At 50.3% G+C, this 11,819-nt stretch carries 12 protein-coding genes, 1 other RNA gene and 1 riboswitch; of the genes, 4 read left to right on the forward strand and 9 right to left on the reverse strand.

Annotated features, from left to right (window positions below):
• Window positions 1-503: DUF2703 domain-containing protein (locus L5656_RS07885; RefSeq protein ID WP_297201484.1), on the forward strand; the 503-nt coding region annotated here is incomplete at its 5' end.
• 63 nt (window positions 504-566) lie between these two features.
• Here the strand turns inward: L5656_RS07885 and ssrA are convergent.
• The 4 genes from ssrA to L5656_RS07905 all read right to left on the reverse strand — a co-directional run bounded on the left by ssrA (window position 567) and on the right by L5656_RS07905 (window position 2,345).
• Window positions 567-924: a transfer-messenger RNA gene (ssrA, locus tag L5656_RS07890) on the reverse strand.
• A 95-nt stretch (window positions 925-1,019) separates the two neighbouring features.
• The gene (smpB, locus tag L5656_RS07895) at window positions 1,020-1,484 is read right to left on the reverse strand and encodes an SsrA-binding protein SmpB (RefSeq protein WP_297201487.1); all 465 of its coding nucleotides are present in this window, start codon (window positions 1,482-1,484) and stop codon (window positions 1,020-1,022) included.
• 74 nt (window positions 1,485-1,558) lie between these two features.
• Window positions 1,559-1,825, reverse strand: a complete 267-nt coding sequence (locus L5656_RS07900; RefSeq protein WP_297201489.1) for a YkuS family protein — start codon at window positions 1,823-1,825, stop codon at window positions 1,559-1,561.
• A gap of 55 nt (window positions 1,826-1,880) precedes the next feature.
• Window positions 1,881-2,345 carry a helix-turn-helix domain-containing protein gene (locus L5656_RS07905; protein WP_297201492.1) on the reverse strand — a complete coding sequence of 155 codons (465 nt, stop codon included), beginning with the start codon at window positions 2,343-2,345 and terminating at the stop codon, window positions 1,881-1,883.
• A 138-nt stretch (window positions 2,346-2,483) separates the two neighbouring features.
• On the opposite strand from L5656_RS07905, the gene L5656_RS07910 reads away from it, so the two are divergent.
• The gene (locus L5656_RS07910) at window positions 2,484-2,732 is read left to right on the forward strand and encodes a helix-turn-helix transcriptional regulator (RefSeq protein ID WP_297201496.1); all 249 of its coding nucleotides are present in this window, start codon (window positions 2,484-2,486) and stop codon (window positions 2,730-2,732) included.
• A 65-nt stretch (window positions 2,733-2,797) separates the two neighbouring features.
• Here the strand turns inward: L5656_RS07910 and L5656_RS07915 are convergent, their stop codons facing one another.
• The 5 genes from L5656_RS07915 to L5656_RS07935 all read right to left on the reverse strand — a co-directional run bounded on the left by L5656_RS07915 (window position 2,798) and on the right by L5656_RS07935 (window position 8,161).
• Window positions 2,798-3,883, reverse strand: coding sequence for a murein hydrolase activator EnvC family protein (locus L5656_RS07915; protein WP_297201499.1), 1,086 nt, complete (start codon window positions 3,881-3,883; stop codon window positions 2,798-2,800).
• Between the two features lie 104 nt (window positions 3,884-3,987).
• A complete protein-coding gene (locus tag L5656_RS07920) occupies window positions 3,988-4,266 on the reverse strand; it encodes a ferredoxin family protein (protein ID WP_297201502.1) in 279 nt (92 codons plus the stop codon).
• Complete coding sequence (locus tag L5656_RS07925; protein WP_297201504.1) at window positions 4,266-5,573, reverse strand: FAD-dependent oxidoreductase; 1,308 nt, start codon at window positions 5,571-5,573, stop codon at window positions 4,266-4,268. The genes L5656_RS07920 and L5656_RS07925 overlap by 1 nt, the downstream gene beginning before the upstream one ends.
• 90 nt (window positions 5,574-5,663) lie before the next feature.
• Window positions 5,664-6,788, reverse strand: a complete 1,125-nt coding sequence (alr, locus tag L5656_RS07930; RefSeq protein WP_297201506.1) for an alanine racemase — start codon at window positions 6,786-6,788, stop codon at window positions 5,664-5,666.
• Between the two features lie 53 nt (window positions 6,789-6,841).
• Window positions 6,842-8,161 carry an alanine/glycine:cation symporter family protein gene (locus L5656_RS07935; protein ID WP_297201508.1) on the reverse strand — a complete coding sequence of 440 codons (1,320 nt, stop codon included), beginning with the start codon at window positions 8,159-8,161 and terminating at the stop codon, window positions 6,842-6,844.
• Window positions 8,162-8,610: 449 nt separating this feature from the next.
• Between L5656_RS07935 and L5656_RS07940 the strand changes: the two genes are divergently transcribed.
• Window positions 8,611-9,177: a nitroreductase family protein gene (locus tag L5656_RS07940; RefSeq protein WP_297201510.1), complete on the forward strand. Its 567-nt coding sequence runs from the start codon at window positions 8,611-8,613 to the stop codon at window positions 9,175-9,177.
• Between the two features lie 187 nt (window positions 9,178-9,364).
• Window positions 9,365-9,450, forward strand: a riboswitch (cyclic di-GMP riboswitch).
• A 161-nt stretch (window positions 9,451-9,611) separates the two neighbouring features.
• Window positions 9,612-11,657, forward strand: coding sequence for a methyl-accepting chemotaxis protein (locus L5656_RS07945; RefSeq protein WP_297201512.1), 2,046 nt, complete (start codon window positions 9,612-9,614; stop codon window positions 11,655-11,657).
• Window positions 11,658-11,819: the final 162 nt, after the last annotated feature.

Here is an 11,819-nt window from a genome sequence, read left to right on the forward strand (position 1 = left end):
CCTGCACCCGTTGCCGGGGTACGGCGAGGAACCTCGAAGAGGCCCTTAAAGAAGTGGCCGGGGTTTTAGAAGCCACCGGCGTGGAAGTCAACCTTAAAAAGATCCACGTCCGCACGGAAGAAGAAGCCCTGGCTTGGGGATTGGTCAGCTCACCCACCATACGCATCAACGGCCGGGACATCCAGCTGGACGTGAGGGAAAGCCTCTGCGAGTCCTGCGGTGACCTCTGCGGCGAGGATGTCGACTGCCGCGTCTGGGTATACCAGGGCAGGGAATATACCGTAGCTCCCAAAGGAATGATCATTGAAGCCATCCTGAAACATGTTTACGGTGGCGGTATAGAAGCCCCAGTAGAAAGGGAGCCGCTTAAGGAGCTACCTGAGAATTTAAAGCGCTTCTTTGCGGCCAAACGTAAAAAGGAAGAAGAGATGGCCGCCGGTACAGGTGAACAGGCGGTACAAAGTAGCTGCTGCGTCCTCCCGTCTTCAAAGTGCTGTGAATAAAAGCGCTTGACCCGCTCTAGAATAAACCCAGGCCACGGGTTAATTCCCCGTGGCCCTTACTACTGGTGGAGGCGGGGGGAATCGAACCCCCGTCCGAAGGAACACCCACAGGAGCGTCTACCAGGATAGTTTCCGCTTTGTATCTCGCCCCGGCGCCCCCCGGAAACTAGGTGCCTCCGGGGCCAGCCTGCTTTTAATTTCTCCCTGGGCCCGCAGGCGAAGGCCTTAGGGATAGCCCGCTACGGATTACACCCACTCCCAGCTCCGCGGGCGGGGACTGAGGTGGATGTGGCTGCTATGCTTTAGGCAGCCAGGGCAAGTTCTTCTTTGGCACTTATTAGGGTCCACCGTTTAACGAGCAGGTGGGATCTCGCCTGGCAGCTCCTGCCAATGTCTCCCCCGTCGAGACCAGTACGCCCCCACGCATAATATATATTATAGCACAGCAATCCCGCGCCATATGACCTAATATATATTATAGCGCAGCCCCAGCCTTATTTCCAGTCCCCCCAAAATCTATCTCTGCCGCTCCCGGAAAGCCCTTTCCATCTCCCGTTTCATATCCCGCTCCCGGATGGCTTCCCGCTTATCATAAAGCTTTTTACCTTTGGCCAGGGCTAGCTCCACCTTAGCTATGCCGCGGGGAGTAAAATAAACTTTTAAAGGGATAAGGGTATAACCCCTTTCACGGGTCTTACCGATAAGTCGGCGGATCTCGTGCTTGTGCAATAGGAGTTTCCTTGGCCGTTTGGGTTCGTGATTAAAACGGTTACCCTGTTCGTAGGGACTTATATGCATATCGTAAAGGAAAACTTCCCCGTTTTCCACCCGCGCAAAACTATCCCGGATATTGGCTTTGCCAGAGCGGAGCGATTTTACCTCCGTTCCTGTAAGAACTAGGCCTGCTTCCAAAGTTTCTTCTATAAAATAATCATGGCGGGCCTTGCGGTTTTCCGCCACCACCTTGATATCCCGGCCCATAGTACTCCACCTTGGTTTATTTTAAGCTTCATTATACCATGGGATCTGGGGAAACTGTCAAGCCGGTGGTATTTTTAGGAAGTAAGTTCCAGCCTTTCTCGTACCATTTCCGCAATTTCGGCTGGAGTTTTGCCTTCGGCCGATATTACAGGTGCCTCCGTGCCAATGTCCTCCCTACCTAAAAGATTAGAATCCTGCCCGCTGATAATTATGGCTCCATAATTTGCGAGGTCTTTAGCCTGAAGCACACCTGTATCTATCCAATCTACCTCGAACCCTTGTTCGGCCAGATGATCACCTATAGCACTGATGGTGCGCTCTACCGCCACCCGCTTGCGCACACTTTTCCCTCCCTTCTCAGATCTAATATGGACGGTATGCCTCTCTTTTATTCGGCTAGTCCCGGCCATTCCGGTTGTTCTTGCCGGTGGTATGGGCGCTTTCTTTTTTTATCTTTTTGTTTTTCTCCAGCAACCTTAACGACCATTCCCAATGCTGCACCAAGAGCTGTCTTTCCTCAGGGGTCAGGTCGGGGATGCGCTTGAGGAGGTTGCGGAAGAGGGGATCTGACAGGCTGGATTTCAGGTGGGGTTCGCGTAAAAGTAGGGAGAACAATTCCTGAGTCTCCGGATTAACGGTATAAACCGTCCTTTCCCGGAAATCCGTTAATCCCAGGAGGTAATCAACGGAGACCTGGAAAAACTCGGCCAGCCTGGTCAAAGTTTCCGCATCAGGCCGGCGCTTATCCTTTTCGTACATGGCTATAGTGCTCTGGCCCACGTTCAAAAGCTTGGCCAACTCGGCTTGAGAAAGGCCTTTTTCTTTGCGTAAGGCTGCCAGTCTTTGGCCCAAAGAGGGCACGGGGACACACCTCGTTGCCAATGTAACACGCTCCGTGATATTAGGCAATATGAATCACGAAATGTTATTTTTTTACCCTGGCAGTCCTTGACATAATTGCATTTTGTGATTATATTATTAACTAGCAACTGGTCCTATATGCCGAAGCTCGTGAGACAAGGTACGGTGGTCCCCTTGCGAAACCAAAAGCTATACGAACTCAGATTACAGCGCAGGCTGAGCCAGAGGCAGGTAGCCGAAGCGGTGGGAATCACGCAGAGCGGTTATGCCATGATCGAAAGAGGCTGCAGGCATCCGCGTAAAGAAACTATGAAGAAATTGGCTGACTTTTTCGGTGTCACGGTGGATGAACTTTTCTTCCAAGGCGGGCCACCGGAAAAAGAATGAGGTGATAGAGCAGGCAACACCTTCCATCCCCTAAGCTACCCTTGACATTTCAAGGGTAGCTTTTTTTACGTCCTGGAGAGTTCCAGGATTATACGTCCGTCCTGAATTTCCAGGTGGCTAAATTTAAAGTCTAATACAGGCGGAGGCAGCTCAATATCAAAGACGGGCTGAGGGAGGAGGACGTCCCATACAGACCTATCTAAAGATATGCCGGATAGTTCAACTCGCCGCGGAGTAAAGATTAGATTGTGAGGCCCAGCTATATCCAGGGTCCCCACAAGTAGAAAACCCGGTCCGGGGATGCTCAAGGTTCCCGGGGACAGCAAAAATTTTACGTTCTCTAGTGGCTTCTGCCCCTCCAGGAGTACTTTGTTAATCTTTTGTTGGCTAAATTCTGCCACTACGGTACCGCGGTCGTAATTTATACGGATTCTATCCGGCGTAAGTTTCTCCCAGGGAAATTGAGGGAGACGTTGAAACAGGGCCATCAAAGTGGGTATAGTTTCCTGCCAGGACGTCTCTAAAGCCAGGAGGGCTTGCTCGTACCGGGCGGCTTGATTTTTAATTATTTCCAAAGTTTTTTCCCGTGCCCTCTTGATTTCTTTTAACTTCTCTTCAACCCGGGTTATCTCTAAAGCCGCGTCGGCCACCTCCTTTTCCTGGCGCTCTATGGTTTCTCTAAACCTTTGGGCTTCTTTGTAAAGGTTTAGATGCTCTTGTACCTGGTTGAGAAGGAAGCGTACGTACTGCTGGAGCAGTTCCCAGCGGATAAAAAGGTCGGCCCAATCTCGGCTGAGGATAGCTGCCATAAGGTACGGACCTACCGTATGTTTTTGGAAAAAACGGAGGGTGCTATAGAAATTTTTCCGGGTGGAAGCCAACTTCTCGTTCAATTCCTTTTCTCTTTGTCGGGCGGAGGCGAGTTCCTGGGTCAAGATTCGGTGGCGGGTAGACAAAGCGAGTTTTTGGGCAGCTAGAGCCTGAAGGTTGGCGTCCATACGAAGGATTTCCTGCAAAAGAAGATACTCCTGGCTTTCGGTGTCCTCAAGACGCCGCTTGAGCTCTTCGCGGGCATTTGTACTTGCAGCCCAACTACTTTCGGGTACTGAAAATAAAAAAAATCCCAGCACTACGGTGAACACCAGCCTCATGGGTTTTTCCTCCCTGGCTTATTGGAAACTTTTTCCGGTAGCTTTCAAAAAAGTATTCGCCAAAGGGGAAAAGAGTTCCTTCTAGTTAGTGGTAAAAAATACCATCAATAGTGATAGGTTATTCCATAGCCCGCCCGGGGGTATTCCCAAATAATATTCTCCGGACATATTTTCTGGCAAGCCCCGCATTCCACGCACCGGGAATAGTTAATCTTAAGAGCTTCTTCTTCCCATTCGAAAACTTGGCTGGGACATATATAGGTACATGGTTTATTGGCGCAGAGTAAACAATTTTGGGGATCGCGCAGGGCAATATGGGATGTATCGTCCACGTTAATCTCCAGCAATGGTAAGGGATCTTCAGGAAATTTGGCTTCCAGCATCATAAAGCCTCCCAGTGACGCAGTGCCGCCCAAAGGTCGCCTAAAGTTTTTAGAGGAAATTGTTTTGACCGGAGGATGCCAGTGAGGCGCTCCCTTTTTTCTTTTTCATTCAAAAGGTCTACGGTAAAAAATTCGCTGGCCAATTCATTAAGGGTGCTGCTTATTAGATAATCTGCGTCCGAACGGTTTTGGTAATACTGTAAGTCACCGCGGCGGGCCTTAATATCCTCCATAAAGAAAGCCCGGTTTATCTTTAAAGCGTAGTTTGCCAGCATCTTGGCGGAAAAGTCACCCTTGGCTTTAGCCTGGATTACCGTCTCGGCCGCGTACTTACCGGAAAGCATAGCCAGATCGGTGCCCCTGCGACCGCTTATCATCAGCGCGGCGTCCCCTACGACCAGCACGTTATCCCCGTAAAGCTTGGGGAGGAAGGTATACCCACCCTTGGGGATCATATGGGCTTGGTATTCTACCGGTTCTGCCCCCTCGATAATCCTTTTCACGAAGGGGTGCTCTTTTAGCCGCTTAAGGAGCAGGTAAGGGCTTAAACCATGGGAGGCCATTTGATTTAGGTAGGCTCCCACTACGAGGGAAAGGGTGTCTCTGTTGGTCCAGAGGCCGGCTTTGCCGATGGCTGTGGAGGTAGGAAAGCCCACTATCCCTATGATAGCTCCTTCATCATTTTCCAGCTGGAGCCGATCGTTGATCTTTTCCTTGGGCAGGCTTAAAACTTCCTTAACGTAAAGGGTATAAGCATAGGCAGGAGGAACCTTGGTGAGAAGACCGGCCTTGGCAGTAAGAAAGGGGAGGACGCCTTCGGCTATAATGACTACGTTAGAAAGTAAGATCTCCCCGTTGTCTAGCTTTACTCCTTGCACGGGCCCGCGCGTAAAAAGGCCTTTATCAAAAACGAAATCGCGCGCATGGGCCTTCAGGTGAAGTACCGCTCCTGCTTTAGAAGCTTCCCCCGCCAGCCAACGGTCGAAGCGGGAACGGAGTACGGTAAATTTATTGTAAGGCTGGCGGGCAAAACGTAGGCTACCGAAGCCTACGCGTACGGCCGAATCAGTATGCAAAAACCACAGTTCCTCTGTTACTACCGGCCGTTCTAAAGGGGCCGTTTCCCAAAAAGCCGGAAGGATCTCGGATACAGGTTGAGCATAAATCGTCCCACCGAAAACGTTCTTGCAGCCGGGGAATTGGCCTCGCTCTAAGAGGGCTACCGACAGACCGTTCCTGGCTAAGGTAAGGGCGGCGGTGCTGCCCGCGGGTCCTGCGCCCACAACAATGGCATCGTAGCTCTCCACTACTTACTACTTCCCCTCTAAAAAAGTATTCCTTGGGTATTTATTATCTACTTCCTTATTATGGACCCGCGACGCAGTTTTATGCTCGTTTCATTCTTTATAAATCCGTGGAACGCGGCAACTTATCGAAGTTAATACTTCATAGCTAATGGTATCCAGCCAGCTCGCCATCTCATCTGCAGTAATAGCTTCTTGCCCTTGCTTTCCCAAAAGAACCACTTCCGTCCCGGGGGCGACTTCTTCTTCCAGGCGGACCATAAACTGGTCCATGCATATCCTCCCCACCACCGGTGCCCTTTTACCTTGTACCAGTACCCATCCCCGGTTGGACAAAATACGCCGGTACCCGTCGGCATACCCTACGGGGATGGTGGCGATAATTTCCTCTTTTGAACACTTGTAAGTCCAGCCATAGCTTATAGGGGTGCCGGGAGGCACGCGCTTTACCTGGGTTATCTTAGCCTTCCAGGCTAAGGCCGGATGCAAGTCAACATCGGAAGCCCCCGGGCGGGGGTGATAACCGTAAAGGGCTATACCCACCCGCACCATATCCAGGTGGGAGGGCGGGTACTCCAGAGCAGCCGCACTGTTGGCGGCATGTTTTAGAGGGATGTTTATTCCTTCTTGCTGTAATTTGTTTATAACCTCTACAAACCTTTCCAGTTGCCGGGCGGTTTTATCTTTTTCTACCTCATCGGCACAGGCAAAATGAGTAAAAATACCTTCTAGGACCAACGGCCACTCCTTTATCTTACGGCAGAAGGCCACTATCTCCTCGTCTCCCCTTAAACCTATCCTCCCCATCCCTGTATCCACTTTAATATGCACTCTCGCCTTTTTCTTCTGCCGTAAAGCTTCTCTAGCCAGGGCTTCAGCCTGGGGCAAAGAAAATATAGCGGTAGCTAGATCATGTTCTACCGTCAATTTTGCCGTTTCTACCGGAGGAGGGCTTAAGACAAGGATGGGAGTTGTTCTAAAACCTTTTTTCCTTAAGACTAGGGCCTCTTCCAAAGTGGCCACGCCTAGGAAAGAGGCCCCCTCTTCCAAGGCCGCACGCGCAACTTCTACGGCACCGTGGCCGTAAGCGTTGGCCTTAACAACGGCCATTACCTTAACGCCGGGTTTAAGCCTTTTCTTTATCTCTTTTAAGTTGTGGCGGATGGCCCTTAGATCAACTTCTGCCCAGGTACGGCCGTGTATTTGTTCCTGTATCACGAAGCTTCCCCGCTTTCCAAATTAAAAGTGGGACCCGCTGTTTCATCCTACACTCAACCTCCACCAAGGAACCTGCGGGTTTCATCCACTAAGACCCCGTTTAGAGCCAGCAAGGCGATAAGGTTGGGAATAGCCATGAGGGCATTAGCTATATCGGCAAAGGACCAGACGATCTTCAAAGTAGTCACCGAGCCTACGAAGACCATTATAACCCATAGCCAGCGATAGGGGTAGACAGCCCAGGTACCGAAGAGATATTCTACGGCCTTTTCACAATAGTAAGACCATCCTAGGATAGTGGAATATGCGAAGGTTAAAAGACCTACGCTAAGGACTACAGGGCCTATCCCCCCAATAGTGCTGAAGGCCTGGCTGGTCAAGGCAGCCCCATTTAAGCCCGTAGTCCAACTTCCTGTACTAACCAGAACTAACCCGGTTAGGGCGCAGACTATCACCGTATCCCAGAAGGTTCCCGTGCAGGATACCAGGGCCTGCCTTACGGGATTACTGGTCTGGGCCGCAGCAGCTACAATGGGCGCGCTACCCAGGCCCGATTCATTGGAGAAAAGGCCGCGGGCAACCCCGTACCGCATAGCGGCTATTACTGTAGCGCCGGCGAAGCCTCCTACCGCGGCCTGGCCGGTAAAAGCGCTCTTGATTATTAAGGCGATACTCTGGGGTATGGTCTGGTAGTTAAAGGCCAAGATAATGAGGCATCCTAAGATATAAAATACAGCCATGAAGGGCACCAAAAGTTCGCAAACCCGGGCGATACTTTTTATACCGCCGATAATAACCTGGGCCGTGAGGAAGGCCAAGATAAGTCCCGTGATCCATCCAGGAATACCTAAAGAAGCTTTAAGCATTTCCGCAATGGAGTTGGCCTGGACCGAAGAACCGATGCCGAAGCCGGCAATGGCGGTGAAGAGGGCAAAGAGAATGCCCAGCCAGCGGAGCCTTAATCCCTGTTCTAGTACGTACATGGGCCCCCCCGCCATTTCACCCCGCTCATTGGTAATGCGGTACTTCACAGCCAGCAAAGCCTCAGAATATTTAGTAGCAATACCGAAAATTCCTGTGACCCAGAGCCAGAAGATCGCTCCCGGTCCCCCGGCTGCCACCGCTGTAGCCACACCTACGATATTCCCCGTACCGATGGTAGCAGCTAAAGCGGTCATTAGGGCCCCGAAGTGGCTGATATCCCCAACCCCCTCACGGGTCCGGGTAAAGGAGAGTTTAATGGCCTTGCCAAGATAACGCTGGACCCCCAAGCGAAAAGTAAGAAAAATATGCGTACCTACTAACAAAATAAGCATGGGCGGTCCCCAGACTATATCACTCAACCTTCCTAAAAAAGCTTCTAGGGTTTGCATAGCTTTTCACCTTTCCTACAAAAACTTAGGGAGAACGGTAGACCCTTGATATATTCTATTTTTACCCGCCCTTTACCTTGCAAGACTTATAGGTGCCCCCGCACTGGCCGAAGATCTCGCCCGGCAGGGTGTACGGTTTGTAACGCATAAAGATATTTCCAGGACGGATATTGAAACCGCCCTTTCCATAGTGAAGAAAACAGTAGCGACCTGATGTTCACTTACCGCGCAGATTGCGGGAACCTCGGTTTTTCCAAGATAGTGCGGGTGGTATATCCGGATTTGACTGTAGAGATGAAGAGCGAGAGGACAGCCGCCTCTGGCCTAAGTCGGGGCATGGCCTCACCAGGCTGACTTATAGTTCGGGCAGTTTTTCCTTGACTTCAGCTCAAAAAGGAGGAAGAATTAGACATGAGGGTTTAACCATACATAAGGAGGTTCGGACCGTTATGGAACTATACGAGGTTTTTAGCAGGCGCCGTAGTATTAGAAAGTATAAGCCCGATACGGTCCCCCGGGAAATTATAGATAAGATTTTAGAATACGCCATGTGGGCCCCATCAGGGCGGAACTGGCAACCGTGGGAATTTTTAGTCGTGACGGGAGCCAAAAAAGAAGCGTTAGCTGCCTGTTACGGCAGGATAGCCGAGCTTGCCATGCCTCCGGCCGGACAGCGCACCCCCGAGCAAGAAAGATATTTACAATGGGCTAGAACCTTCGGAGGAGCGCCTTTAGCCATTGTGGCACTGACACCTGTTTACGGTGACCCGGCTATCAGGAAGATGAACCTGGAAAGTGTCTCGGCGGCCTTTTGCTATCTGTTGCTAGCAGCTACGGCCGAGGGATTGGGTACCTGCTGGATGACGGGTCCCTTACGTAACGAGAGCGAAGTGCGGCAAGTGCTGGGTATTCCGGAAGATCGAGAGATCGTGGCTATAACTCCTATAGGGTACCCCGATGAAGAACCTGCCGCGCCTCCCCGAAAAGGCGTGCAAGAAAAAATCAAATGGATATAAAAAAACAGCATTGGGCTATTTTCTTATTCACGCGCGTCACTTCCTAAGCTGCATAGATACAAAAGCCTGTACGAAGCTGTTGACTTGATAGGCGGGCGCTTGTGCGGCAAGTTAATTGACAAATCATGACAACATATAATAAAATCTTCCCGTCAGTACTTGATATATCGAGTACGAGTGTCATCTCACCCGCTCAGGGCAAACCCGCCGAAAGGCGGGGGCGCAAAGCCACGGGCCTAAGGCTTAAAAAGCTATGGTAGCCGGGCTGCCGGGGAGATTACTTTTTGCTTACTTTTCTCCTTGGCTGCCTGAAGAGGCAGCTTTTTTGTATGGGCAAAGAGTTCTAGACGGTGCTATCAGGCTGCACATCTTAACTCTTTTGTACGTGGATAAGTCCTCCTATGGTCTTAGCCTGGAAGGGGATGAAAAGAGTGATGAAAAAAGATTTCGGTGGAACATTACGTACTAGGATGATCTTGCTATTTGGGCTGATTGCTCTCGGTGGCTGCTTATTGCTTTGGCTGGTCAGTCAAAACCGTGCTGCCAGGGCTCTAGAGGCCGAAGCTGAAGACGCCATGCTTAAGGTGGCCAAACAAGTTGCTGAGACCCAGGACAGCCGTATGCAAGCCCGCATATATGTTGTGGAAAGCCTAGCCAATAGAAGTGTGATAAAGGGTAAGTCTGGCGAAGGGGAAGCTAGGTTAGAGGAAAAAATACAAACGCTTGCCGAAGAACTAGAAAAAGCGAAAAGCTTGGGATTTAAGCGCATAGCTATTTTGGATAGGCAGGGTAACGCCGTCTATCATGATGGAAGCCAGGCTAATCTTGCAGATAGAGATTATTTCCAGGAAGCCCTCAAGGGATACACTTATGTTTCAAGTAGTATGGTGAGCAAGATAGACCAGACCATAATTTTCGGCTATGCCACGCCTATACGTCATTATGCTACAGGTGAGATTACGGGTGTCCTTGCAGGTATAGTGGATGGAGCAAAATTTAATGAACTCATAGGAAGTATAACTTACGGTCGCACGGGGTACGCCTTTGCCGTTGACAGTAAGGGGAAGATTATAGCTCACAAGGACGTCCAGAAAGCCTTGGCTCAGGAAAATATTTTAGAAAACGCGCAAAGCAATCCCGACCTAGAATCATTAGCAAGAGTTGTAGCTAAAATGATACAGGGCGAAGAAGGAGTGGCTACTTGCAATTTTCAAGGCCAGGAAATGATTGTAGCCTATGCCCCGATCAAGACTACAGGGTGGTCCGTGGCAGTGATTGCTCCCAAGGTTGAGGTTTTAGAGAGGGTAGCCGGACTCAAACGCAGCATGCTGTTCCTTTCCATCATAATAACTTTCGCTGCTCTTGCCCTTACCTTCGTAATGTCGAGAAGCATCACTACCCCTATCCTCGACTTAACCCGGGTAGTGCAGAGATTCGCAGAATGTGACTTCACCTTCGACGAGAAAGATAGATCTGTAGCATATTTGAAGAGGAAAGATGAACTAGGGCAAATCGCCAATGCTTTAGCGTTAATGCAAAAAAGTATAGGTAGTCTTATTAAAGATATTAAAACAGGTATCCAGACTCTTACCAGCAATTCGGAAGCCTTAAGTGGCGTATCCGAAGAGATCGCTTCTTCCTCTACTGAGGTGGCCAAGGCCATCCAACAAGTGGCCGCAGGGGCCTCGGAGCAGGCGGGACATCTGCAGGAAATAATCGGGCTTATCGAGAACATAACAAATAGCCTGGATAAGGTTTATAATGAGTTAGGTAGGGTTAAGGCTAGTAGCGAGGAGACTACCCGGCTCGCAGATACAGGTAAGAAGGAGCTAGATAGTCTTATTGCCTCTATTAAGAGTGTACGGGAGGCATTCAAGGCGGTTGTTGAGCGGCTTGAAGTGCTTAGAGGGTCGGTTAGCCAGGTGGAAGAGATTTTGGAAGTAATCAATGGGATAGCGGAACAGACGAACCTTTTGGCCTTAAACGCTGCCATTGAAGCAGCTCGAGCCGGCGAGGCAGGACGAGGTTTTGCAGTGGTAGCGGACGAAGTAAGGAAGCTTGCCGAGGAATCCCGGAGGTCTTCGGAGAAGATAAGAGCCTTACTAAACAACATCACCTCGGAAACAAATGAAGTGGTAAGCACTTCCGAAGAAGTAACTAAGCAGGTAGCCAGCCAGCTAGAGAACGTAGAGCAGACTATCGAAGCTTTTGACAAAATACTCGTGTCGGTATCCGCCATAGCTCCCATGATTGAAGCGACCTACCGGGAAGTAGACGGTACTGTGAAGGCCAAAGACGTTGTGCTCGATCGGGTTCAGAGCATAAGTGCAGTAGCTGAGGAGACCTCGGCTTCGGCACAGGAGATATCGGCTTCTGCAGAGGAACTTTCGGCGTCGACCCAAGAAATAGCCGCCAATGCTGAACAGGTCATGGAAGTAGCTAAGCGATTGGAGGAGCAGGTAGAACGATTTAAAGTGTAGGAAACCATTCTACCATGCCATATAGTCCGGCTTAGTAGCTGTCCCTTGGGGACGCCCCAAAGGCTTTGAGGGATAGATTCGGATTAGCTACCCCAGATTTAATTACCTTGCCTTTAACCCGGGCCTGGCGAGGTAAAACTGAGGGTAATCCTAGCCTATCTA

Origin of the sequence: Thermanaeromonas sp. (genome assembly GCF_021890735.1) — a bacterium.
GTDB lineage: Bacteria > Bacillota > DSM-521 > Neomoorellales > Neomoorellaceae > Thermanaeromonas.

Bases quoted from the DNA above. Each gene is read 5' to 3' on its own strand.
- smpB (WP_297201487.1), bottom strand. From the start codon at position 1,484: ATGGGCCGGGATATCAAGGTGGTGGCGGAAAACCGCAAGGCCCGCCAT.
- L5656_RS07910 (WP_297201496.1), top strand. From the start codon at position 2,484: ATGCCGAAGCTCGTGAGACAAGGTACGGTGGTCCCCTTGCGAAACCAA.
- L5656_RS07915 (WP_297201499.1), bottom strand. From the start codon at position 3,883: ATGAGGCTGGTGTTCACCGTAGTGCTGGGATTTTTTTTATTTTCAGTA.
- L5656_RS07920 (WP_297201502.1), bottom strand. From the start codon at position 4,266: ATGCTGGAAGCCAAATTTCCTGAAGATCCCTTACCATTGCTGGAGATT.
- L5656_RS07935 (WP_297201508.1), bottom strand. From the start codon at position 8,161: ATGCAAACCCTAGAAGCTTTTTTAGGAAGGTTGAGTGATATAGTCTGG.
- L5656_RS07940 (WP_297201510.1), top strand. From the start codon at position 8,611: ATGGAACTATACGAGGTTTTTAGCAGGCGCCGTAGTATTAGAAAGTAT.
- L5656_RS07945 (WP_297201512.1), top strand. From the start codon at position 9,612: ATGAAAAAAGATTTCGGTGGAACATTACGTACTAGGATGATCTTGCTA.